Origin of the sequence: Pedobacter sp. R-06, assembly GCF_049913135.1 — a bacterium.
In the GTDB taxonomy this organism is placed as follows: Bacteria; Bacteroidota; Bacteroidia; order Sphingobacteriales; family Sphingobacteriaceae; genus Pedobacter.
Map to the genome: position 1 here is coordinate 4,978,400 of NZ_CP183977.1, position 25,760 is coordinate 5,004,159.

20 protein-coding genes are annotated in these 25,760 nt (G+C 38.1%); 2 read left to right on the top strand and 18 right to left on the bottom strand.

What is annotated here, in order from left to right; genetic code table 11:
* Nucleotides 1-29: 29 nt before the first annotated feature.
* The 16 genes from ACN9MR_RS20000 to ACN9MR_RS20075 form a co-directional block, all read right to left on the bottom strand.
* A complete protein-coding gene (locus tag ACN9MR_RS20000) occupies nucleotides 30-572 on the bottom strand; it encodes a DUF420 domain-containing protein (RefSeq protein WP_426326306.1) in 543 nt (180 codons plus the stop codon).
* 81 nt (nucleotides 573-653) lie between these two features.
* A complete protein-coding gene (locus ACN9MR_RS20005) occupies nucleotides 654-1,349 on the bottom strand; it encodes an SCO family protein (RefSeq protein WP_426326307.1) in 696 nt (231 codons plus the stop codon).
* Nucleotides 1,349-1,702 (bottom strand): cytochrome C oxidase subunit IV family protein, encoded by a 354-nt coding sequence (locus ACN9MR_RS20010; protein WP_426326308.1) that lies wholly within the window; start codon nucleotides 1,700-1,702, stop codon nucleotides 1,349-1,351. Before ACN9MR_RS20010 ends, ACN9MR_RS20005 begins: the two co-directional genes overlap by 1 nt.
* A gap of 25 nt (nucleotides 1,703-1,727) precedes the next feature.
* Nucleotides 1,728-2,441, bottom strand: a complete 714-nt coding sequence (locus ACN9MR_RS20015; protein ID WP_215130621.1) for a cytochrome c oxidase subunit 3 — start codon at nucleotides 2,439-2,441, stop codon at nucleotides 1,728-1,730.
* A gap of 31 nt (nucleotides 2,442-2,472) precedes the next feature.
* Entirely contained in the window at nucleotides 2,473-3,039 is a 567-nt protein-coding gene (locus tag ACN9MR_RS20020) for a cytochrome c oxidase subunit 3 (RefSeq protein WP_426326309.1), read from the bottom strand.
* A 15-nt stretch (nucleotides 3,040-3,054) separates the two neighbouring features.
* The gene (gene cyoE, locus ACN9MR_RS20025) at nucleotides 3,055-3,963 is read right to left on the bottom strand and encodes a heme o synthase (RefSeq protein WP_086547890.1); all 909 of its coding nucleotides are present in this window, start codon (nucleotides 3,961-3,963) and stop codon (nucleotides 3,055-3,057) included.
* Between the two features lie 12 nt (nucleotides 3,964-3,975).
* On the bottom strand, nucleotides 3,976-5,034 hold the full coding sequence (locus tag ACN9MR_RS20030) for a COX15/CtaA family protein (protein ID WP_426326310.1): 1,059 nt from the start codon (nucleotides 5,032-5,034) through the stop codon (nucleotides 3,976-3,978).
* Between the two features lie 82 nt (nucleotides 5,035-5,116).
* Nucleotides 5,117-6,997 carry a cytochrome c oxidase subunit I gene (locus tag ACN9MR_RS20035; RefSeq protein WP_426326311.1) on the bottom strand — a complete coding sequence of 627 codons (1,881 nt, stop codon included), beginning with the start codon at nucleotides 6,995-6,997 and terminating at the stop codon, nucleotides 5,117-5,119.
* 23 nt (nucleotides 6,998-7,020) lie between these two features.
* Nucleotides 7,021-8,253, bottom strand: coding sequence for a cytochrome c oxidase subunit II (locus ACN9MR_RS20040; RefSeq protein WP_426326312.1), 1,233 nt, complete (start codon nucleotides 8,251-8,253; stop codon nucleotides 7,021-7,023).
* A 69-nt stretch (nucleotides 8,254-8,322) separates the two neighbouring features.
* A complete protein-coding gene (locus ACN9MR_RS20045; protein WP_426326313.1) occupies nucleotides 8,323-9,546 on the bottom strand; it encodes a quinol:cytochrome C oxidoreductase in 1,224 nt (407 codons plus the stop codon).
* A 15-nt stretch (nucleotides 9,547-9,561) separates the two neighbouring features.
* On the bottom strand, nucleotides 9,562-10,167 hold the full coding sequence (locus tag ACN9MR_RS20050) for a c-type cytochrome (RefSeq protein ID WP_057931704.1): 606 nt from the start codon (nucleotides 10,165-10,167) through the stop codon (nucleotides 9,562-9,564).
* A complete protein-coding gene (locus ACN9MR_RS20055) occupies nucleotides 10,139-10,675 on the bottom strand; it encodes a DUF3341 domain-containing protein (RefSeq protein WP_090498415.1) in 537 nt (178 codons plus the stop codon). Before ACN9MR_RS20055 ends, ACN9MR_RS20050 begins: the two co-directional genes overlap by 29 nt.
* Before the next feature lie 2 nt (nucleotides 10,676-10,677).
* A complete protein-coding gene (gene nrfD, locus ACN9MR_RS20060; RefSeq protein ID WP_426326314.1) occupies nucleotides 10,678-12,150 on the bottom strand; it encodes an NrfD/PsrC family molybdoenzyme membrane anchor subunit in 1,473 nt (490 codons plus the stop codon).
* A gap of 26 nt (nucleotides 12,151-12,176) precedes the next feature.
* Complete coding sequence (locus tag ACN9MR_RS20065) at nucleotides 12,177-15,212, bottom strand: TAT-variant-translocated molybdopterin oxidoreductase (protein WP_426326315.1); 3,036 nt, start codon at nucleotides 15,210-15,212, stop codon at nucleotides 12,177-12,179.
* 48 nt (nucleotides 15,213-15,260) lie between these two features.
* Entirely contained in the window at nucleotides 15,261-16,559 is a 1,299-nt protein-coding gene (locus tag ACN9MR_RS20070; protein ID WP_426326316.1) for a c-type cytochrome, read from the bottom strand.
* A 255-nt stretch (nucleotides 16,560-16,814) separates the two neighbouring features.
* The gene (locus ACN9MR_RS20075) at nucleotides 16,815-17,795 is read right to left on the bottom strand and encodes a deoxyhypusine synthase family protein (RefSeq protein ID WP_426326317.1); all 981 of its coding nucleotides are present in this window, start codon (nucleotides 17,793-17,795) and stop codon (nucleotides 16,815-16,817) included.
* A 608-nt stretch (nucleotides 17,796-18,403) separates the two neighbouring features.
* Here ACN9MR_RS20075 and ACN9MR_RS20080 point away from each other — a divergent pair.
* Both ACN9MR_RS20080 and ACN9MR_RS20085 read left to right on the top strand, forming a co-directional pair.
* Entirely contained in the window at nucleotides 18,404-19,534 is a 1,131-nt protein-coding gene (locus ACN9MR_RS20080; protein WP_426326318.1) for a BamA/TamA family outer membrane protein, read from the top strand.
* Between the two features lie 307 nt (nucleotides 19,535-19,841).
* Complete coding sequence (locus ACN9MR_RS20085; RefSeq protein ID WP_426324980.1) at nucleotides 19,842-21,146, top strand: IS110 family transposase; 1,305 nt, start codon at nucleotides 19,842-19,844, stop codon at nucleotides 21,144-21,146.
* Between the two features lie 51 nt (nucleotides 21,147-21,197).
* Here the strand turns inward: ACN9MR_RS20085 and ACN9MR_RS20090 are convergent, their stop codons facing one another.
* Nucleotides 21,198-23,576, bottom strand: coding sequence for a TonB-dependent receptor domain-containing protein (locus tag ACN9MR_RS20090; protein ID WP_426326319.1), 2,379 nt, complete (start codon nucleotides 23,574-23,576; stop codon nucleotides 21,198-21,200).
* The gene (locus tag ACN9MR_RS20095) at nucleotides 23,577-25,748 is read right to left on the bottom strand and encodes a M56 family metallopeptidase (RefSeq protein ID WP_426326320.1); all 2,172 of its coding nucleotides are present in this window, start codon (nucleotides 25,746-25,748) and stop codon (nucleotides 23,577-23,579) included.
* Nucleotides 25,749-25,760 lie beyond the last annotated feature (12 nt).

The window sequence follows — 25,760 nt, forward strand, 5'->3', positions numbered from 1 at the left end:
CTTGCTATTTTGTTTAAAATAATTTTTTTTTAATACTGATAATATGGCGAAATCATCAAATAAACCACTACGCCTGTAATGGCTACATAAAGCCAAAGTGGGAAGGTAATTCTTGCAATTTTTCTGTGACGATCGAAACGTTCGGCCAATGCCCTTACATAAGTTACCAAAACCAATGGAATAATGGCTATCGACAATAGGATATGCGTTAACAAGATAAAGAAGTAGGCATACTTAATAGCTCCATCTCCGCCAAATTTGGTAGACGGGGTGGTCATATGATAAGCAATGTACATGATCAAAAACAATAAAGAACAGCCAATAGCGGTTTTCATTAGGTTTTGATGTAATTGTATTTTACCATTTTTTATGGCCCATACTGCAACAACCAGCAGTACTGCTGTTATCCCGTTAATGGCAGCATATATCGGCGGTAAAAAAGGCAAGGTAGGCGCATCAATGCCTAAATCTTTCAGCTTTACCACAAATAAAAAGGCTACAGCTACAGGTATAAAGATGGAAAGAATAATAATCCACTTGCTATACTTTTTCTCAATCGGGGAATTTTCCATGAGTATTTAAATCTCTTATATTATTTTTTTTATCGGCTTAGGATGCTAACGCTAAGCCCTAAACACTAACCACTAAGGCAACTACCTACCGTCTTTAACGTTCCTTAAATACTCGGCAATAAGTACTTTTATCTCGTCTTCCAACTTAGCGTTGGCCCCAGCATCGTCGGCTTCATAAATACCACGTATACGGTGTAGATTATCGATAAGTACTATTTTATTACTAAAAATAAAATTGGTTTTCTCTTTCGTTTCATCTGCAACTACATCAAGTAACAAACCTTTTCTGATTAGTTGATAAGTTTGAATGGTATCGCCCATCAGAAAATCCCATTTTCCGGCTTTTGCCTCAAACTGTTGTGCAAAATCTTTTATTCTAACTTTATCAAGTGGATCAACAGACAGACTTAAAAACTTAACCAAAGGTTTTTGCTCATACCCATCAGATAATTTCTTAATGTATTTATTTGTTTTCTGGTTGTTGGCACCGGTATAAAATAAATTTAGTACCACAATCTTGTCCTGCAACGATTTCCAGGTAACGGTATCGTTATGCTGGTTTACGAGTTTAAAATCAGGAACCTTATGGTAAATGGTATCTGGGATTTTCTTTCCTTTTACACTGTGGAAAGTTGATGCAACTACTTTTTTACCAAAGATGGGCAAACTCTTATACCTGTTTTTGGCAAAGTGCGGCAATAAGTAAAAAAACAAAAATCCCGGTATAGCTAAAATGCTTACCAGGATTATTACCTTTTTTATAGGACTTCTTTTCATTAATGGTTCATCATGTGGATGTTTAAAAATCCACCTTCTATCAGCATTAGAACTATAAAGTAAATAATGAAAATAAATGATACTGTTAATGCAAGCTGTAAGCCCAGTTTCTCATACTTTAAGTGCATAAAATAGGCTACGATATAAAATGCTTTTAACAATGTTAAACCAATATAAATGTAGTTACCCACATGCTGAGTCATAATTCCTTTTGGAATTAATACCAGTGCTATGATAAATTCAATTACGGTGATTAATAAAAGGATACCGAAAACTTTCCAGATTTTACCTTTTGATAAACCTGCATGATCCCCGTGCCCGTGCTCTTCTGTTGTATGTGTATGCTCTGACATAAAAATATTTTTATAATATGATAAATTAAACCAAATAGAAGAATGTAAATACGAACACCCAAACTAAATCAACAAAGTGCCAGTATAAACCAACTTTCTCTACCATTAGATAATGTCCTTTTTTCTCAAAAGTCCCATTAATTGTCATGATTAAGATGATGATGTTAATGATTACCCCACTAAATACGTGGAAACCGTGGAAACCTGTAATGGTAAAAAATAAGTTTGCAAATTGTTGTGAAGCAACTAATGATACATCTTCTGGTTTAAGGAAGAAATGTTTTAATTCTTCTGCTGAAGGAATATGTCCCCACCAGAAACCATCATGGTGTAAGTGAGTCCACTCAATTGCCTGACAGCCTAAGAACATAAAACCACCAATGATTGTTGCAATCATCCAGCCGATAACTTCTTTTTTAGAACGTCTGTGACCTGCCTCTACCGCTAAAACCATGGTTACCGAACTCATGATTAAGATAAAGGTCATGATACCTACGAAAACTAATGGAGCGCCATGTTCTGCAATACCTGGAATAGATTGAAAAACCTTATCTGGAGCTGGCCATGTTAATTTAGAAAAACGCTGAGCGCCGTAGTAGATCAATAAAGATGAAAAGGTAAAAGCATCTGACAAAAGGAAAAACCACATCATGATTTTACCATATTCTACCGACCACGGAGAACGACCACCATTCCATGGTCCGGTTTTAACTTGATCTAATTGTGATACTGCATTCATTTGGAAATAGTATAATAGTTTGTTAACAAATTTAACGGTTCAAAAGTAAAAAAACATACAGATATATCCATAATATATCTATAAAATGCCAAAAAATAGAAGCAATTTCCATTCTGTACTGGACTTTGGCAACAGGAAGGCTTTTATAGCTACCTGCTAAAGCATTAATAATAAGGCCTACACCGCCAATAATGTGTAATAAGTGCATGCCAGATACCACATAAATGAATGATATTGCTGCATTATTTCCTACCAGGGTTGCGCCGGTCCGCACCATACTTCCCCAGGCATTAAACTGCATTACACCAAAAGCGATGGCTAATATTACGGTAACCCACAACATATTGCGCTGTAAGCTAAAGTTCAGTTTTTTTAAAGCCTTAGACGCAAGCACCAAAGTGATGCTACTGGCAATAATTACCAAACTAGAATAAATAAAAGCATCTGGTAAAACTAAACCATGTCCTTTTCCCTTCGAGGCGGCAAACACCAGATAATAACTGGTAAAACCACCAAACATAATTGTTGATGATACGACGAATAACCAAACAATAAATTTCCTTGGTTTAGGGTCAAACGTATCCTGCATCTTTTCCATTGTTAGCACCATAAATTATTTTGCTATAAAATTTAATAATAAGCCCAACTGTACCGCCGGGATGTAAAAAAACGAACAGAACATTACTTTCTTGGCATCAGCCAATTCCCTGTTCATTAAAAGTTTAAAAGCGAGCCAGCTAAATATTAGCCCGGCAATTAAAGATAAACCTGCAATGTAATAACCGCCAAACCCATAAATGGTTGGCAATAAACTTACAGGAATTAAAACCAGTGTGCTTAAAAAGGTAAGCAGTGCCGATGTTTTATCTCTTTTCTTGGTTGGCAATAACCTAAAACCAGCTTTTTTATAGTCATCATCCAAAACCCAGGCAATTGCCCAGAAATGTGGAAACTGCCATACAAATTGAATTAAAAACAGAATTCCTGCAATGTAATAATCAATTTCATGGAACATTTCTGCTTTTAAGCTACCAAAGGCCGCTAAATAACCGATAAGTGGCGGCAACGCCCCCGGAATAGCACCTACAAAAACAGCAATTGGCGATTTCCTTTTCAAAGGTGTATAAGCAAAAGCATATAACAGAATCGAAAATACAGAAAGCAAACCTGTTTCGAGATTCAATTTACCTAATAACCAGGTACCCAAAAATGCCATAAACACGCCTAAAATCAATCCCTGTCCGGTTGTCATTCTACCTGCTGGCATCGGGCGATCTTTGGTTCTAGACATTAACTTATCTAAGTCCTTCTCAATAATTTCATTGAAACAGTTTGCAGCAGCAGTTACTAAAAAACCACCGGCAATCAATATTAACCAGTTTCCCCAATCGATACTAGGGATATGGCCTCTACCCACCTGCATCTTCTGACCGATCAAAAAAGAGATCGATGCAGAAAACACCACCGTAAACGATAGCCTGAATTTTATGAGTTTAGAAAAATCTGAAAGATATTGCTTCAATTTTCTTAAATATTATTGTTTATACGTACTTGTTCGGTAAACCAATAAGTACAGGTAAAACTGTAAACTAAATAACAGCGTAGAGAATAAAATATGCAATGCCTGCGCTGCTGGTGGGAAAGCTATATATGCTAAAGCGAAACCACTTAATAACTGTATGAGGAGCGTTATTAATATAAACCTTGCAGTTAGCAACGGTGCAGCCTTACCACTAAAACGGTCGATAACCATTTTATATACTACTGCATTGGCAATTACTACGAGTATAGCTAAATCGCGATGATAAGAGAATACTTCTCCTACTTTCGAAATCCATGTATTCTTGCTTCCATAAGAAAGCGCTTTTGCAATTACATCTACTGCTTCTCTAACCTCGGTTCCTAAAACAATCTGAACGATACTGATTACGAGGGTAAAAAACAAAAATCCCTTTAGCCATGCTATCCGGTACATAATTACCGAAGGCACTTTATTTAATTGCTTTGCGTAATTATAGGTATAAATAGATATCGCTAAAATAACCAGCGCCAAGAGCATGTGTACGGTTACCACCCATTGCGCCAGGTTGGTAGAAACCACTATCGAACCTAACCAACCCTGGTATCCCACTACAAAAAGATTCAGAATACTGAGTAGGATAATTCGTTTGGCTGTTTTGCGGTAAGCAAATGAATACACAGCTGTTAAAAACAAGAATATCCCCGCGGCTACCCCTGCCAATCTGTTCAGATATTCGGTCCAGGTTTTAGTTGGATTAAACTCTTCAGGTATTGTAATACTCTTATCATGCCTAATACTATCAGCCAAGGCCACTTTGCCCATGCTTTCCAGGTATTTGGCAAACTTTTCATTCTTCTTTAACCTACCCGCCACATATTTCTCTTTATAATTGGCAGGAAGTTGCGATACATCAGTTGGCGGAATGTAACGATCGAAACATTTAGGCCAATCCGGACAACCCATGCCCGATCCGGTACTGCGCACAATACCACCGGCAAGTATAACCAATAGCGTAACTATGATGGTTATAAGATTAATTCTAATGAAACGCTGTTCTGATCTGCTGACCATATATCTATTAAGATGAAAAGGGTATCCGGATAAGCAGAAACTTAATCAGATACCCCTTTTAAAATTTTATTTTAAGCTTAAACTAGCCCTTGTTTTCTGCAACAGGGTTAGCTAATTCCCAATCTTGCTGTATTTTTTCAGCTTCTGCATTTCCTTCAAAATCGTGAGGCAAGTTAGAGCTCATGGTTTGAGAGAAAGGAACAGTTTGAGGAATAAAATCTGCGTCATGTCCTGGTTTGCTATAGTCATATGGCCATCTGTAAACCGTAGGAATTTCCCCTGGCCAGTTACCGTGTAGGTGTTCTACCGGAGCAGTCCACTCCAATGTATTCGATTCCCAAGGGTTTTGAGGAGATACTTTTCCTTTAAAGATGGAGTAAAAGAAGTTAAACAAGAACGCTACCTGTGCAAGTGCTGCCATAATAGCTGCCCACGTTACAAATACGTTAACAGTTAACCATTTCTTCATAAACTCAAACTCCGTAAATGCATAGTAACGACGTGGTACACCATCTAAACCTAAGAAGTGAAGCGGGAAGAATACCAGGTAAGCTGCAATGAAAGTTAACCAGAAGTGTAAATATCCCAATTTAGCATTCATCATTCTACCGAACATTTTAGGGAACCAGTGATATACACCTGCAAGCATACCAAAGATTGCTGCAGATCCCATTACCAGGTGGAAGTGGGCAACAACAAAGTAGGTATCGTGTAAGTTAATATCTAATGAAGCATTTCCTAAGAAGATACCGGTTAAACCACCAGAAATAAAGAATGAAACTAAACCTATAGCAAATAACATTGCTGGCGTGAAACGGATGTTACCGCGCCATAATGTAGCTAAATAGTTAAATGTTTTTACTGCCGACGGCACTGCAATGATTAACGTTGTAATCATAAACACGCCACCCAACAATGGGTTCATACCGGTTACAAACATGTGGTGCCCCCAAACGATGAACGATAATACGGTAATACCAATTAACGAGTAAACCATTGCATGGTAACCAAAGATTGGTTTACGTGAGTTTACAGAGATAACCTCAGATGAGATACCCAATGCCGGCATAATTACGATGTATACCTCAGGGTGACCTAAGAACCAGAATAAGTGTTGCCATAAAATTGGAGAACCACCCTCATTTGGTAAAATATCGGTACCCATTACGATATCTGATAAATAAAAACTTGTTCCGAAACTACGGTCGAATACCATTAATACTACTCCGGCTACAAGAACAGGGAATGATAAGATACCCAAAATAGCGGTCAAAAAGAAAGCCCAGATAGTTAATGGCATTTTCCAAAGGTCCATACCCTTAGTACGCATGTTTAAAATTGTACTTACATAGTTAATACCACCCATTAAAGATGATGCTACGAAAAGTACCATACTCACTAACCATAAAGTCATACCTAAACCAGAACCAGGCATTGCCTTCGCTACAACCGATAATGGCGGATAAACCGTCCAACCACCAGATGCAGGTCCTGTTTGGATAAAGAATGAAGACATCATGATCACACAGGCCATAAAGAAGAACCAGTATGAAAGCATGTTCAAGAACGGCGATGCCATATCTCTTGCTCCAATTTGAAGCGGAATAAGTAGGTTACTAAATGTACCACTTAAACCTGCCGTTAGTACAAAAAATACCATAATGGTACCGTGGATGGTTACCAAAGCCAGGTAAAAATCGGGTTTAATACGACCACCTTCAGCCCATTTACCTAAAAATGTTTCTAAGAAGGGGAAATTCTGGTTTGGCCAGGCCAATTGAATACGGAATAAAATTGATAAGCCCATTGCTATTACCGCCATAATAATACCGGTAATCAAAAATTGCTTAGCAATCATTTTATGATCCATACTAAAGATGTACTTTGAAATCAAAGTCTCTTTATGATGCCCATGATCAGCGTGATCGTGATTGTGTTCGTCGTGTAATGCTATTGTTGACATAATTCGTTCGCTCCTGCTTAATATTATTTATTTAAAGCCATTTGGTTAGTTTTCACAGCTGCTGAATCTTTAGCTGCTGAATCTGCTACTGATTTTACAGGTGCAGGTGCCACTGGCAAATTAAATTGTTTTCTTAAATCGTCGTTTAAGTATGTTTTTTGTTCAGCTATCCAAGTTTTGTACTCAGCCTCAGAAACTACACGTACCACTTTTTGCATATTGTAGTGACCTGATCCACAAATCTTAGCACATAAGAAAAGGTACTTAAAGTTAGGATCGTTAGTTTCTTGCTGCATTTCTGCAGTAGTTTTTGTAGGCGTAAACTCAAATATAGTTCTCATACCCGGTACAGTATTTAACTGCACTCTGAAGTGTGGCATATAAAAACTGTGAATTACATCTTTACTGGTTAAGATCAATTTAACTGGTTTACCAACAGGAAGAACCATTTCATCAGCCATCTCATCATCGCGAGAGTTGATATCTTTAAAATCGATACCCAATGTATTGGTAGCTGTAGTTAACTTGTAATTTTTGTTACCTACTATTCCGTCAGCTCCAGGATAACGGATAGACCATTTAAACTGCTCGGAAGTAACTTCAATCTGTAACGGTTTGTTGTTTGGATCTTCAACTTTGAAGAAAATAGATCTCCAGGTTAAGAAACCCATTAATACTAAAACGGTTAATACTAAAGCCGGAACGATTGTCCAGATTTTTTCGATCGTATTATTGTGTGGATAGTAGTACGCTTTTCTTTTAGCTGAGTATTTATAGATATAAGAAAATCCGAATAATAAGATGTGTGTAACTACAAATACAATAGTGGTAATGATTAATGTTAAATTAAACATTTTATCAATTTTCTTTCCGTGCTCAGATGCCGCATCAGGAAGTAACATTGCCCCATGTACTGTATATTCCCAATATACACCATATAAACCGATCACTAAAAACAGCGCAAATAAACTTGCGTGTACCCTGTTCCAGTTAATACCAACAGGCTTACCTTGTGCTTCGCGGCTTAATTCATATACTTTTATTGCTTTACCAATAATTGCAATGAATAAGCATACGGCAAGGAAAACCAGAATATAAAATATTACCGATTTATAAACCTCGCCCATATCAACTTTCGGTGCCGCGGCAGCACCTGCTGCTGCATCTTGCGCAAATACGCTAGTGTTTGCAAAAACAGTAATCAATACTGCTAAAGCTGCGGTCGTTTTATTCGTTATAAACTTTCTTAAACTCATTTTCTTAAAAGTAGTACGCTGTACTGCTAATTATAATAATAATTAAATATTTGCTTTATCTTATCACCACTACAGTTGATGATGCAAACTTTCTTGTAACAATGGGTGGTTCTTTGCAATTAACGGTTTCTTGCTTAATGATGTTAAAACCGTAAAGGTAAACAATCCTACGAAACCTACTGCAGTACCAATTTCAATGATACCGAAACCATTATGTCCTTCTTCTACTGCTCCTGGCATAATCATTTGATAGTAATCTACCCAGTGACCTAAAAGTACCACAATAGAAACGAACAATAATTTCACATCTGTTCTTTTGTTATCTCTGTCCATTAATAATAATACTGGCGCTAAGAAGTTCATGGCCAGGTTTAAGAAAAACCAGAACTTGTAATACTCAAAGCGTTTGTAGAAATATACAGTCTCTTCAGGCATGTTTGCATAGTAGATCAATAAGAATTGAGCAAACCATACATAAGTCCAGAAGATAGAGAAACCGAAGATAAACTGACCTAAATTGTGTAAGTGGCTATTGTTAACCCATTGCATATAACCGGCTCTTCTTAATAAAATAAGAATAATGGCGATAGTAGCTAAACTGCTTACCCACATAGCGGCGAAGTTATACCAACCGAACATGGTTGAGAACCAGTGCGCCTCTAATGACATTACAGTATCGAAAGCAAAAATTGGCGTTGTAAAACCGTAAATTACCAGGAAGATACAAGCATTTTTAAAGCTTTTTCTGTAAGAATTTAAACCACCTGCTAAATCTTCATTGTAAGAAAACTTAACAAACATGATCGAAAATATACTATAGATACCTAAAAACACCACTTGGCGGCCTAAGAAAAAAGGTACATTTAAGAACACCGATTTACCAGCAATGATAGAATCATAATTAGCACTGTTTGGATCAGTTAATCCATCAGCATGCCAATGGTGATATAGATTATGTGTATATAAACCTGCCGAAATTACTACAACAAGTATTACAGCTGCAATAGGCAATGTTTTTGCCATAGCTTGTGGTACACGTAAAATTGATGCAGACCAACCTGCTTGAGCTACATATTGAACAGCCAGGAAAAATGTACCCGACATACAAACGCATGCAAAGTAATATGCCATAAGCAACAGGTTAGCAAAAGTACGCTCGTGCATTACTTTATCGCCGGCTAAGAAACCGAACAATACAGCCGCAATACCGATAACGATACCAACAATGCTTAAGGTTTTTACTTTACCTGTAAACTCAAACTGTTCACTAAAATTAATATTGTGAGTTCCCATTTATATTCTGCTTTACTATTGTCCTTTTTGTAATTGTTGAACATACATCACCACTTTCCAACGATCCGTTGGTGAGATTTGCGAAGCATGCGAGCCCATGTTATTTACACCGTATGTAATGGTGTGGTAAATTTTACCTGCGGTAAGGTCAACCATATTACCACCTCTAGACGATGCGCCTGTTTGATAAGCAGGTACACCACTAAATTTCTCAATTTTAACTAAGTGTCCCTGTCCATCGCCTTTTTCTCCATGGCAAGGGCTACAGAAAACGGTAAATAAGTGTTTACCCTGAGCTAAATTAACAGTATCTACTGGTAAAGGGTTAACCATACTCACTCCTGCTGCTTCATATCCTTCTTTTGTGTTAGGATACTCATCATATTCAGTAAAACCTACTGGTTTAGTATGTGCAGGTGGCAACTGAGCTGTTTTACCATCTTTAAAATTTTTGTTTGGCTGATCTGGATTGTAAGCAATCGGATCATACATGTTTCTGGCATATTCTAAGCCAGTACTGCGTTTATCTTTACAAGCAGAAAAGGTAGCTGCAAAAGCGATAGCTAAAAACGCTGTGTAAACAAATTTATTCTTATTCATAGCTAATGTACTTCCTTTCATTATACTTTATTTCTAAAGCACCTGCATCTTTTAATAATCCATCAATTACAGTATGTTCTACATTGTCTTTTGCATCAACTGCAATAACAAAACGATCATCAGTAGCACGTAAATCCATCACTCTTGGTGCCCTTCCCGGAAATAAGTGAGTAGATGCATAATAAGTTAACACCATACCGAAAGCACAGAATAATACTGTAAGCTCGAACATTATCGGAATAAAATCCGGTAATGCGAATGATGGTTTACCACCTATGTTTACTCTCCAATCGATTACTGCGCAGAAATAAATCAAAGCGAATGCACAGCAAGTACCGGTAATACCAAAGCAAAATGCTGCGATATCGATTCTAGATCTTTTAATTCCCAATTTGGCTTCTATTCCGTGTATAGGCATCGGTGTATATACATCATAAATGCTGATGTTATTTTCCTGAAGTTTTTCGATGCCATGCATCATTTCGTCAGGATCGCCAAAGCTGCCTAAAATATATTTGATATCACTCATTGTTATATTTTTGCGTAATCTTCTTGTTTAACACTATCAAATTTTTCTAAAGATTCTACGTATTCTGCCACGTATTCTTTATTCTCATGCCCTTCTTTAATCTGTTTCATTTTGGCTTGCTCACTTGCAGTTTTTAATAATAATTTAACCTCTGCTATAGCGATTGATGGCAATACCCTTAAGAATAATAAGAATAAAGTAAAGAACAAACCAATTGAACCTACGAATACACTGATATCAACCCAGGTTGGATAGAACATAGCCCAACTTGATGGAATATAATCGCGGTGTAATGAAGTAACGATAATTACGAAACGCTCGAACCACATACCCACGTTTACTACGATTGATAAAATCCAGGTAGCTTTAATGCTTAAACGGATCTTTTTAAACCATAACAACTGTGGAGAGATTACGTTACAAGTCATCATCATCCAGTACGACCACCAGTAAGGACCGGTAGATCTGTTGATAAATGCATATTGCTCATACTCAGAACCTGAATACCAGGCGATGAAGAACTCAGTTAAATAAGCCACACCTACGATTGATCCGGTTAAGATGATGATTTTATTCATCGACTCGATGTGGAACATGGTGATGTAGTTTTCTAAGCCCAATACTTTACGTGCAACCAATAATAAGGTTAATACCATCGCAAATCCTGAGAAAATCGCTCCAGCAACGAAGTATGGAGGGAAGATGGTAGTGTGCCATCCCGGAATTACCGATGTTGCAAAGTCCATTGATACAATGGTGTGTACCGAAAGTACAAGTGGTGTAGAGATACCTGCTAAGATTAACGACACCGCTTCGAAACGTTGCCATGTTTTAACGCTTCCACTCCATCCAAAAGAGAAGATAGAATAGATTTTTCTACGTGTACCCACTGCACGGTCGCGGATGGTAGCAATATCTGGTAATAAACCTGTGTACCAGAATAATAATGATACAGAGAAGTAAGTAGAGATCGCAAACATATCCCACACCAATGGTGAGTTAAAGTTTACCCAAAGTGATCCGAACTGGTTTGGTAAAGGTAAAACCCAATAAGCTAACCATGGACGGCCCATGTGTGATACAACATAAGTTGCGGCACATATTACGGCGAAAATGGTCATCGCCTCTGCCGAACGGTTGATGGAGTTACGCCAGTTCTGACGGAAGAGTAATAGTACTGCTGAAATTAGTGTTCCAGCGTGACCGATACCTACCCACCATACGAAACCGGTGATATCCCAAGCCCAACCAACTGTTTTATTTAAACCCCATGCACCGATACCGTTCCAGAAAGTGTAGCTTACTGCTACTACCCAAAGTAAAGCACCTAATGCGGCAACGATGAAACCAATCCACCAAGCCTTGTTCGGCTTGTTCTCTACCGGGCTTAAAATATCATCCGTAATTTTTGCATACGTGATGTTATCTCCGGTAATTAATGGTTCTCTAAGTATTGATTCGTTATGTCCTGACATAATTTGTATTTTCTTTATACTAAAGCTTACGCTTGTACTGTTGTATCTGTATTTCTAATTTTTGTCATGTATCCGATACCCGGTTTCACATTGATCTCTTCTAATACGTAGTAGATACGCTCAGAACGCAATGCTTTTGAAACCTCTGAATTTGGATCGTTTGCATCACCAAATACAATTGCATTTGCTGAACAAGCTTCCTGACAAGCCATTTTAATATCGCCATCTTTTAATGGGCGTTTCTCCAGTTTAGCTTGTAATTTGCCACCTTGTATACGTTGAATACACATAGAGCATTTTTCCATTACCCCTCTCGAACGTGTAGTTACATCAGGGTTTAAAACTAATTGGGTAAACTCGTTATTTAAATAGTTATCGAAACGTGAATCGTTCCAGTAGTTAAACCAGTTGAAACGACGTACTTTATACGGACAGTTATTTGCACAGTAACGTGTACCTACGCAACGGTTATAAGCCATGTGGTTTAAACCATCACTTGAGTGTACAGTTGCCAATACCGGACAAACTGTTTCGCAAGGCGCGTGATCACAGTGTTGGCACAACATTGGTTGGTGAACCACAGAAACGTGATCTAAATCTTCTAACTTAGCAATTTCTTTCTCTCTGGTTACATCACCAGCTGCAGTTTCGTAGCTATAATAACGGTCGATACGGATCCAGTGCATTTCCCGACGACGGCGAACCTCATCACGGCCTACAACAGGAATATTGTTTTCTACGTTACAAGCAACAATACAAGAACCACAACCTGTACAGGCATTCAAATCGATTGCCATAACCCAGTTGTTACCTGGTTTTTCGTATTGATCCCAAAGATCGTAATCTTTATGCTCGCCTTTTTCGTTACCAGCACCAGGATTTTTTAAGTACTCCTTAAAAGTAGCTTCCTTAATCACTGCACGGCCTTCGAAAGAGTGGTGAGTTTGCGTTTGAGCCAATTCATAATAACCACCTGTTGGGGTAATGGTTACCGAAGTAGCATATTGGAAAGTTCCATTTACAAAAGAAACAAAAGGGAAAGCATTTTTACCTACATCGTTACCCGCCTTACCAGTTTTGGTACGGCCATAACCTAATGCGATAGATGCAGTTCCTTGTGCTTGTCCTGGCTGGATCAATACCGGAAGATCTACTGAATATCCGTTGCTTGCTTTAACAGTTACAACATCAAATTCTTTAACCTTTAATTTTTCAGCAAATTTTGGTGCAAGTGCAACATAGTTATCCCAGGTTACTTTAGAAACCGGATCAGGTAACTCCTGTAAGAATGCATTGTTTGCATTTTTACCATCACGCATCGGGATGCTTTCGTAAACCTGTAATTCTACTTCTTTATCTAAAGCTTTGCTACTGCTAACAATTGAAGTTGCAACTTGTGCTAAAGATTGAGTGAATGAATATGCTCCAGCAGTTTTTGCTGCTACAGTAACCACACCTTTTTCTAAAACTTCCTCCCATTTCAAACCAACAGCTGGTAACATTTTAGCTTCCCAGTTGCTGCGTACAAACTGATAGTAATCTTTAACAGGAGCATCAGCCCAGGTTAATAAACTTTCTTCAGCCTGGCGGCTATTGAAAACAGGGTTGATTGTTGGCTGAACGATAGAATAATATCCTTCGTAAGCGTTTGCATCACCCCATGATTCTAAATAGTTATGGTTAATTGCAATGGCATCACAAGCGGTTGCAGTTTCATCAGCACGATCAGAGAATGAAATCTTAGCAGGAACCTTAGCTAATGCATCAGTAAATGCTTTGGCATTTGCTGCATCGTAAACCGGGTTACTGTTTAAGAATAAAACAGCACCAACTTCGCCACGGTTCATTTCAGCAACTAAGCCATTAAATTCGGCATCGTTACCTGCATATAAATAACAAGGGTTATCTAAATCGATAGTAGTACCGTAACTTCCGATAGCGGCGTTAATGGCATTTACTAAAATCTGAGTAGAAACATCGTTCGAACCACAAACTACCAGGCCTTTACCTTTAGCTTGTACTAATTCTTTAGCTACCAGTTTAATTACTTTATCGGCAGTGGTGTTGTTACCTAACGTTCCGCCAGGTAAAGCACCACCGGTAATTGCATTATATAAGGCAATTAAAGCAGGTCCTTCTTCCGATAATTTAACCGGAACACGGGTATCTGCATTGGTACCTGTTAAGCTCATTCCACTTTCGAACTGAATGTGGCGGCTCATTTTTTTATTTGCTAACGATTTGTAGTTACGGTTAGCAGTATACTGAGCAGTAAACTCTTCTCCGCTAATCCAGGTACCTAAGAAATCGGCACTGAAACTTACAATTAAATCGGCCTTATCAAAGTTGTATTTAGGTAAAACTGCTTTACCGAAACTGTTTTGATTAGCCTGGATAATACCGGTATAAGAAACCGCATCGTACTGAACCAATTTAGCTGCAGGATATTTTGCAATAAACTGTGCAATAACTGCATTAGTTGATGGGCTGTTTACGGTTGATGCTACAATACGGATTTTCTTTCCACCCGCCTGTGCTTTTGCCAACTCGCCTTTTACAAAGCTGTCGATTTTTGCCCAGGTAGTTTCTTCAACTTTTCCGTCTTTGCTTACTAAAGCCGGTGCTTTTAGTTTAGATACATCATATAAATCTAAAACCGAAGCTTGCGCTCTCGCATCCGTACCGCAGTTAAATTGACCCGCATTTGGATTTGGTTCAATTTTAATCGGGCGTCCCTCTCTTGTTTTAACTAAAATACTCTGGCCATTAAAGCTCGAAGTATAATAGTTAGGAATACCCGGAGTAACCTCTTCAGGTTTTACCAGGTAAGGAATAGATTTATGAACAGGGGCAGTTTGACAGGCTGCCAAAGTTACTGCACCTAAACCAAAACCTAACGCCTTTAAAAAGTCGCGGCGTGGGGTAACGGTACTTAACCCTGCTTCATTTAAAACATCTTCTATTGGAAGTGGCTCGGCGAATTCGTTTTTGTTATTCTTAACAAAATCGGGTGTATTGTTATACTCCTCTAAGCCTTTCCAGTATTTTTTGTTGCTTTCCATTTAAGCTATATTACTGTTTATTCGAACGTTCTTACTAAACTCTATCTATTAATAGTGGCATTTACCACACTCTAAACCACCCAATAACGCTGGTGTAATTTTCTCGCCTTTTTTAATCTTTTCGTGCGCTTCGATAACCTTAGCGTAAAAAGCATTATTTTTCTGACCAGAAATATCTGTTTCTTTATGGCAGTTAATACACCATTTCATTGTTAATGGAGAATATTGGTAAATTTCTTCCATTGTATTAACCGGACCGTGACAGGCGAAACATACAGGTTCTGTTGGTTGTAATCCTTTTGCTTTACGGATTGCATCTTCTGCAACAACTACGTGTTGAGAGTGATTGAAGTAAGCAAAATCAGGAAGGTTATGTACACGTACCCACTCCATTGGTTTAGCTTTACTTTCATCATATTTCTGTGTTTCAGGATCATACCCCAAAGCATTGTAGATTTTTTTGATCTCAGGAGAAATCTCACCATCATATTTATCTCTTGCCTGAACAGCTTTATGGCAGTTCATACAAACGTTTAACGATGGGATAGTTGCATTTTTAGATTTAAATGCTCCATTGTGGCAATACTGACAATCGATCTGATTGATACCTGCATGCAACTCGTGAGAGAATTTAATTGGCTGAACTGGTTGGTAACCGGTATGAACACCAGTATTCCACATGCCCATCCAACCGAATGAACCTAAACAGATAATTAAACACAAGATAAAGAACATCACAAATTTCTTGTTTTTGAACATCTTGCGCACACCAACCTTTAATGGCACATCTTCTTCGATCTCGATACCTTGTTTCTGTAAAATCAGGCGCTCTAACAATTTAGAAGCACGGCCTAAGATTACTAAAATAACAATCGCCAATACAACGATGGCTACAATACCAGCGATTGATAAACCCGAAGTACCGCTTTCCGCAGCACCAGCTTTAGGTGCATTTGGATCAACTGCTGCTTTTGGCTCACCTTCTTTAATGTATTGCAAGATGTCTTTAACTTTTGTTTCATCCAATTCAGGGAAAGAAGTCATTGCTACTTTTCCATTGTCATTGAATAATTTAACAGCCTCTGGATTTCCAGATGCGACCAATCCTTGAGAATTAGGAATCCACTTTAAAAGGAATTCTTCTGAATGGCGATCACTTACACCAGTTAAGGCTGGACCAACCAATTTAGCATCTAACGCATGGCACGAAGAACATTTTGCTTTGAAAAGCGTTCTCCCTTCTTTAGCATCCTGCGCATTTACGGTAGAAACCGCTATTACGGAAATTGCTGAAAATACGAATAACGACTTCCAAACGCTTTTTAAAATCATCGAGATATCTCTCATAATGAACACTTTATACTTATTTAATTTACTTTTTGTTGTGAAATTGATGCTGAACTAGGGGTAGCCCCACCAAAACTTGAACAAAAGTATAACTTATTAATAAATCCCATGACATAATAGTGACTGGAAATACAATTTATAATCATTCTAAACAAATGTCATTTCAAGCCATTCAGGCAATAAAAATGCCCATTTTTGATATGTTATCTCCAATGGGCATACTAGAAACCAATTTGGTTTATTTATTTTTTCTGATTATTGTTTTAATATCCAGGCAAACATTAACGGTGCTACAATTGTTGCATCACTTTCTACAATAAATTTTGGCGTGTGGATATCTAATTTACCCCAGGTAATTTTTTCGTTCGGTACAGCACCAGAATATGAGCCATAAGAAGTGGTCGAATCTGAAATCTGGCAGAAATAACTCCAGAAAGGAATATTTTCCATTTCCATATCCTGATAAAGCATTGGTACCACACAGATCGGGAAATCGCCTGCTATACCACCACCAATCTGAAAGAAACCAATTCCTTTGCCACCGCTGTTTGCAATATACCACTCGGCTAACCAGCCCATATATTCAATACCACTTTTCATTGTAGTTGCTTTCAGTTCATTTTTCATCACATAAGATGCGAAAATGTTACCCATTGTAGAATCTTCCCATCCTGGTACTACAATTGGCAAATTCTTTTCTGCTGCAGCAAGCATCCATGAGTTTTTAGGATCTATTTCATAATATTGCTCCAAGTCGCCGCTTAAAAGCATTTTGTACATAAATTCGTGCGGAAAATATCTTTCCCCAGCAGTGTCTGCATCTTTCCATATTTTATGGATGTGTTTCTGCAAGCGACGGAAAGCCTCTTCTTCAGGTATACAGGTATCGGTAACACGGTTGTAATGGTTCTCTAAAAGATCCCATTCATCCTGCGGACTTAAATCGCGATAGTTTGGTACGCGTTTATAATGTGAATGTGCTACCAGGTTCATGATATCTTCTTCAAGGTTTGCACCGGTACAAGAAATAATAGCCACTTTATCCTGGCGGATCATCTCTGCAAGTGAAATTCCCAATTCTGCAGTACTCATTGCACCAGCAAGTGTGATCATCATTTTACCACCTTCATCTAAATGCGTTTCGTATCCTTTAGCCGCATCCATCATTGCCGCAGCATTAAAATGGAGGTAATTACGCTCCATAAACTGAGATATTGGTCCTCTTGTATTGCTCATTTCGTTTTGTATTGTTTGCCGCAAAAATAGGTATTTAGGCCGAAAGGTTAAAACGTAAAAGCGTTTAACGTTAAGGGCATGGCGTTTGGCGCATAGCGTTGGTTTAGTCTATAGTCCAGTCTGCAGTCTAAGGTCGATTAAATTCTATAAATCCCATCAGAGGCCGTCCTCCTGAACTTGTTTCAGGATCTATTATAGAGATAAGCCAATAACATTTATTTTTATTTGAAAAGCAGTTGCTTAGCCCCTATTAAAAGGTAGTCCGGCTTTCCGGTACAAGTCCGCGGCTCGTACCTCGCCTGTGGGCTTTCCCCTTCAATCCGGTTTAGGTGGCGGCAGGCATTGCTTCGAATCCTAGCGATCGTCATCTCGACTGAAGCGCAGTCCCGACGTTAAGTCGGGAGAAAGATCTATCTCCAGGTAGATTTCTCCACTGCGTTGCACTCCGGTCGAAATGACGATTTGGGTGTTTGGAGTTGAGATTAAGCAGTCGCCAGGTACAATTAACCAATTTAATCAGTTAACCAATAGCTAGCAGTTTGCAGTACCAATGAACAAATGACCAGTGAACGAATGAACTATAACTAAATTTCCTTTTCTTTGTGACAATGAAAAAATATTATCTAATTATTTTACTCGCCCTCATTTCAGGAAGCTCGTTTGCACAGATGAAACTGATCAGGAAAATGCTTTCTAACGAAAAAGACACCACCCGTAAAGCAAGCTTTTTACCTTTACCAGCTTTTGGCTATAGTCAGGAAACAGGATTTGAATTTGGCGTTGGTGCCATTTATTCATTTTATATAGACCGTAAAGATACGCTGAACCGCAGTTCCAACTTTGCCTTGAATACAACCTATTCTACCAAAAAGACAGCTAACTTTATGCTTAAAGGCGATGCCTGGACGAAAGGAAATAAATATCATTTTATCGGTGATATCCGTTTCAAAAACCAGCCATTTAATTTTTATGGTATCGGTAACAATGCTAAAAAGGTTGATGAGGATAAATTAGACCAAAGGGTTTTTAAAACACTTTTCGATGCGGAAATGAACACCTTACCGAAGGCTTATACGGGTATTTCGATAGGTTTTGAGAATTACCATTTTATCGACAAGGAAGCCGGAGGTATTTTTACCACCAATCCACAGATTTTGGATAAAGATGGCGGATCAGTAGCCTGGATCGGTGCATCGCAAAGTTACGATACCCGAAACAGCAATAATTATCCAACAAAAGGCTTTTTTAGCAGGGCAACCTACCAATACGCCCCTGATTTTTTTGGCGGAGAGAGTTTTAATGGCTCACAGATTAAGCTAGACCTTCGTGGTTTCTTTAGCCTGGCACCGAAAGTGGTTTTAGGGGTACAGGGCATTTTTTACACTATCCAGAGCAAAAGCACCCCATTTTATTTATTGCAACAATTAGGTAACGACCAGATGATGCGCGGCTATTACAGCGGTCGTTATCGTGACGAAAACCTGATGGCTGCGCAGGCCGAACTCCGTTACCGTTTTATGAATCGCTTTGGTATTGTCGCTTTTGCGGGTACCGGTAAAGTATTTGCAAACGGCGAGTTTAATACTGACGGACTAAAACCAAACTTTGGCCTTGGTGGCCGCTACTTTTTCGATCCCGCAAAAGGTTTAAGTGTACGCTTAGATTACGGAATAGGTGAAAAATTGCCAAATGAAAAACGCCAGGCAGGTTTTTACATCAGTTTAGCAGAAGCATTTTAGGTGATGTTGTGTAAGATGGAGGGCTTCGCACTATGACCCCGTTCGTTTAGCCACCCTCCTCGTTTTGTCATCCTGAGGGGTAATTTATTTTATAAAAATCAATATAAATGACGTTAACTTTATAGAGAGTTAAGGAGGATAGCAGCATAACAGTCGCATTAATAGTGCATTAACCTGTGCCTGAGCTTTGTTTTAGCGTATAATAGTAATCAATATTGGTGAATCGTTTGATATCCCGCATGGTAGTAATATCCTTATCTGAAATACGTTGAGCTTATCTTCCTAAAAAAAACATATATTACTGGATATGAATGTTTTAAGCAAAATTTATCCCAATAGTGCAGGCATTGATATTGGGAGTGAAAAGGTTTATGTTTCTGTCGAAAACCAATCAGTGAGGAACTTCCGCACTTTTACTTCCTGTTATAAGGAATTGAGTGCCTATCTAAAAGAGTGTTCAATAACCCATGTTGCCATGGAAGCTACGGGCGTTTATTGGATTACCCTTTATGATGTTTTAGAGGCTGATGGGTTTGAGGTTACGCTGGTAAACCCAGCCGACAGCAAAAACCTTCCGGGCAGAAAGACCGATGTCCAAGACTGTCAGTGGATTCAGCAGCTCTTTAGCTACGGGTTACTCCGCAAAAGTTTTGTTCCTGAAGATATTGTAAGAAAACTGAGGGTTTATACCCGGATGCGGGAAGATAAGCTACAGATGGCCTCCTCCCACGTTCAGCATATGCAGAAAGCCCTAACCCTGATGAACATAAGGTTGCCAGAAGTGCTTTCACAAACCCATGGTGCCAGTGGAATGGCAATGATACAGGCTATTCTTGAAGGAGAACGGAACCCTGAAAAACTTTTGGCATGCTGTACCCCATCCTTAATCAAGAACAAGGGGAAAGATATTTTGCTCGCTCTTGAAGGCAATTACAAAGAAGAATACCTTTTCGAACTTCTGCAGGCCTATGATGGATATATGTTTTATATTGATCAGGTTTCCAAATGTGATATAGAAACAGGAAAAGTCCTTCAGGATTATAATAATTCTTCCAATAAAGATTACAAAGACGGGCATCCGGTCAAACCAATCCGCCATAATAAGCCAAATATTGATCAACTACACCAATTATTATTAGGAATTCATGGAGCAAACCCGACCACCTTACCAGGTTTAACAGATTACAGTTTAATGAGGCTTACGGCTGAACTTGGCAACAATATTAAGCAGTGGCCTTCAATAAAAAACTTTGTTTCCTGGTTGGGTCTGGCGCCAGGTAAGCATCAGTCAGGAAAGATGAATAAAAGAAGCAAGAAAAAACCTGTAACCAGAGCGGGGCAAATATTTAAACAGGCAGCCCAGTCTATACTGTTAAGCAAACAGCCAGGGCTGGGAGCCTTTGCCAGAAGACTTAAAGCAAAAAGGGGTTCCGGCATAGCTATAAAAGCTACCGCAAGAAAATTAGCGGAACTTTATTATAGAATATTTGATAAAGGGATGGATTATGTTGAACAGGGAGTAAAGAGATATCAAGAAAAATTAAAAGAACAACAGATCATTTTCCTTCAAAAGAAAGCAAACGAACTTAATCTACAATTGATTGAAAATTAGTCTATTACGGAAAGACGTCAATGGTAGCGTAGTCGAAGGATCTTCCAATCCTTAATTACTCCTCTTCCGCTCCTCCTCATTTCCCGGCTTCCTATCTTGCTGTTTAATTTTTTCATTACCGAAGTTATAACGGAAAGTAACCCTTAGCTGACGGCTATCGTAATAGTTGTTGTATTCCTGCCTGATATTATTGACCAAACTGTTAAAACGGTATCGATTTGTTTTTAAAACATCGGTAGCGGTAACGGCCAATTGTATCTTTTTGTTGAGCAATAACGTTTTTATCCCCAGATCGAGGTTATATTGGTTTTTATTCTGATTCAGTCCATTAACCGCAGGGAATTGATACCAGAAACTGGCTTCGCCTAAAATGGTTTTCGAGCGGTTAAAAACAAACTGGTTTAAGGTAGAGAAATAAGCCCCAAATCCATTCAGGGCACTTAGGGTTTGCGCGATGCTGGAATTTGATCTATTATAAAAAACATCGACCTGATTGATACTTTCCAACCATTTCAAAATATTAAAAGTAATGGCATTGCTGAACTGATAATGATATCCTGTAATAAAGTTAACCGGTTTGGCGACCTGAATATTGGTGCCTGCATCAATAAAATTTACATCATTAAAACCATTGGTGATATAACTAAATGATAATGTAGTAATGAAGATATTATTTAAGGTATGTGACAGTTCAATGTTATCGTTATATGATGGCTGTAAAAAAGGGTTCCCTTCGGTATAAGCAAATTGGTTGCTGTACCAACGGAAGGGATTTAGTTTTCGATAAGCAGGCCGGTTGATCCGACGGCCATAGTTAATCGAAAAAGTGCTCTTATCGTTTGCGCGATAAACAATGTAAAATGTAGGGAAAAGACGGAAATAATCATTTTTATTCTGTTCATTAACCGATACGCCATCAATCTGCGTATATTCTCCCCTCAACCCTGCCTGAAAATCCCACTGTTTTATCGTCTTGCTGAAATTAACATACAAAGCCTGGGTATTTTCCTGGTAATTGAAAAGATTGGTTTGGCCAGGGTCTAATTCGTAAACCGCATTACGGACTTTATAAAAAGCAAGATCACTTTGGTTGTTGATAAAGCTCAGTTTTGTACCGAAGGATAGCTTAAAGGTTTTATAGGGCAGGTCTACATCAGTCTTTAAGGTATATAAATCTATATTTTGTTTACTGGCAGATAGGTATTCGGCAAAGGAATTCGGAATAATCTCTCCATTTTGAAAATAGCTCGTATTGTTAAAAAACCTGTTTTTATCATCACTATATTTAAACCAATCGCCGTTAATGGTCAGTTGTTTCCCTGTAGAATCTAAAGCTTGTTTTAAATAAACATTGGCCGAATGATAATGAGATCTGATTTTGGCATTGGCATCAGAATTCATTATCGAGTCTAAACCATTGGTTCGGTTATAAACCCTGGTTTTAATATTTTCTTCAGAATGGAAGTTGGTTAAGCCACCGTTATATGATAAACCCAATACTGTTTTTGAGGAGGCCTGATAATCAATTCCGATCTGTCCGCCGAGTACCGTTCTAAAATTCCGGTCTTTATTTACAATATTCCAGGTTTGTGTAGGATAAAAAACATCACTTTGTTCAAACGGCACAAGAGATCCTTTTCTGATATTAAAGTTTGCGGAAAGTGTAATCTTGTTTTTCCGATAACTCAAATTTCCACCGGCAGATGTTGTTGCATGAGTAGCTTGTGTAAAAGCTGTATTTATAGATCCTTTAAATCCTTCGGCAGTAACTTTCTTGAGCACAATATTGATCAAGCCGTTATTTCCCTGGGCATCGTATTTTGCAGGCGGATTGGGAATCACCTCAATTTTGGCGATGTTGCCTGATGAGATCGATTTCAAATAGTCCGACAGTTCATCTGCTGATAAAGGCACAAGCTTATTATTGATCATCACATTAACGCTACCCTTACCCACTAATGAAACCTTATCATTCATCACTCGCACACCAGGCACTTTAGAAAGCAATTCCAGTGCATCGGTTCCTATAGCAGAAATGCTGTTCTCTACATTAAAAACCGTCCGGTCGATCTGTTTTTCTATTAAAGCTTTTCTGGCACTGATCTGGACATCGGTAAGCCTTTTTGGGCCTTCCTGGAGTTGAATATTAATTAGGGTGTCTCTGTTTAAGGTCAGTAACCTGTTCTCGGTTTTGAAATTGAGCGAAGCATAAGTGATTGCATATGTTCCAGACCGCAAATTGCTGAAATGATAAAAGCCGAAACTATCAGTTTGGGAGTAATTGACCTGATTTTTAGAATCAGAGATTTTAATGGTAACAAAAGATATAACTTGATGTTCCTGATCGGTTACCTTACCCGAAAGATTAAACTGTGCCCGGGAAGAGAAGCCAGAAAAAATAGCTATAAAAAATAAAATAGACCGGAACATCTAACGGTTTAAATCAGTACCGTATAATTTGGCTTTTTTTGTTTTTATATCAAAAGATAAGCTATCGGCTCTCACTTTAGTATCGCCCGAGGTCATGGTGGCATCGTTAACAAGCACTGTATTATCTTTTTTATTGTAAACAATTTTAGATCCTGACAACTTTATCTCATTATAGAACAACCTTGCATTTCCAAATAGAGATATGATAGATCTATCTTTACTCATTTTAACAGAATCGTTAGCAACATATTCTACTTTGTCATTCAACTTTGCTAAAAAATCCTTCTCACGCGCAGCATCATGTATATTCAATCCAAGCTTACCCTCTCCATTTTCAGCCCTATAGCTTCCGTCTTTCAAATTAAAAACAATAATTTTAGCAGTTGCAGATCCACCTTGGTTGGCTTTCATTACAGCATTTTTTGCCACCATTTTATTATTGGCTCGATCCAATTCAACATATTCAGCTTCCAGCCTACAGTTCACAATATCGATAACCGCATTTTCCAGGTAAGAAACTTTATGCTTCACATCACCAATTATTTTTTTGAATGAAATGATTTTAGGCTCAACTGGTACGGTAACTTTTGTTGTACCAGTTTTCATTGCAGCAACCTTTTGTTTGCCATCGCTAAGATAAAACCGGTTATAAAGCACTTCATTTTTGATTATATATTTCTTGGGTTCAGAATACAGCACAATCATTTTATCTGTAGCATAGGTGTTCTTTGAGATCAATTTTTCGCCGATAAACTTAACCAATACCCGATCACCAACTTTAAAGTTGTTATCCTTTATATTTTGAGCAGTAAGATTTAAATTGATGGTAAAAATTCCATCATTCAAAACAATCTTTTCAATCTTACCATCGGTGCCTTTTTGAATAGATTTAATTTTAGAGGAAGCAAACCGTGCTTTATTGGCTTCGTATAAAAAGGCATGATTTTCTATTTTCTGCTCGTAAATTAAATTTCCGGTTAAAGTGGTAACCTTTGTTGCATTATAAATTGGCCCATCCGCCTCTGCGATAATTTTACCACTTTTATCCGTCTTCTTCATATTAAAGCCTTTACCTGATAGATAAGCAATAAGTTCATCGCCAACTTTAATCTTTTCTCTAAAATTGGAGGCTTCAACCTGATAAATTTTTCCATCTGATAATAAATCGAATGTATAAAAACCGATAGTTTCTTTTTTAATGTTAAGGACTTTCCCCTTCAGGCCTCCTTCGTAAAAATCTTTCGAGGGTTTACTTTCATCTTTGATACTTTGCGCATACACTACCTGTATGGCAAATAGCCAAAACAATCCCACGATAACTGGTAACGCCAATAGGTATATCAATTTTTTCATATTATTAGATTTTGCGTAGAACAACATTTTAATGCGGTCTTTAATGGGGCTTTTAACAAAATTGTGGATCAAGGGCATATCGCTTTTGGTTATGGCTATTTTTAACAGCAGATTGGCGTAAGCCTGATTCCCAAAATCTGAAGAAGTGATTTCATCTGCCTCATATTCGTGTGTCTGCTCCAAAGCTTTATCATATAAGTAAACAACCGGATTAAACCACAATACAGCCTTAAAAACCATTAAAATAATTTTATCTATCGAATGGTATTGCCTGGCATGAACCTGTTCGTGTTTGAGCAAAACCGATAAATCAGTAACACTTAAATCCGCATCATTTATAAAAACATAGTTAAAAAAGGAACAGTTGGTAAAACCTTGTGTTTTGGTGATTAGCTTTAAGCCATCGCTATTTTGGGTGTAACTACCAGTGTGTTTAAGTAAACCGAACAGGCGCCATAGGCAGGCCAGCAATAAAAGTGCAGCGGTACAACCATAAATATAATACATCACTACCATCCAGTCGATTTTAGGCTTTACTTCTGGCTGATACTCTACCATAATGGGCTGAATAAGCTGAACAGGTGCTTGAGTTAATGGTTTTATTTCAGGTATATTAACCGGAGCCTCAGTTTCCACTACTGTTATTTCGCGCTTAACTTCGAACTGCAAAGCCGGAATAATAAAACTAAGCAATAGCGTAGCCAGCAAATAAAATCGGTTGATTTTAAAGAAAGTCAATTTTCTTAAAACCAGCAGGTAGAAGCCAAAGAATAACACCGTACAGGCGGTAACTTTAAGCAAATAGGTTAACCATTCCATAACTGTTATTTA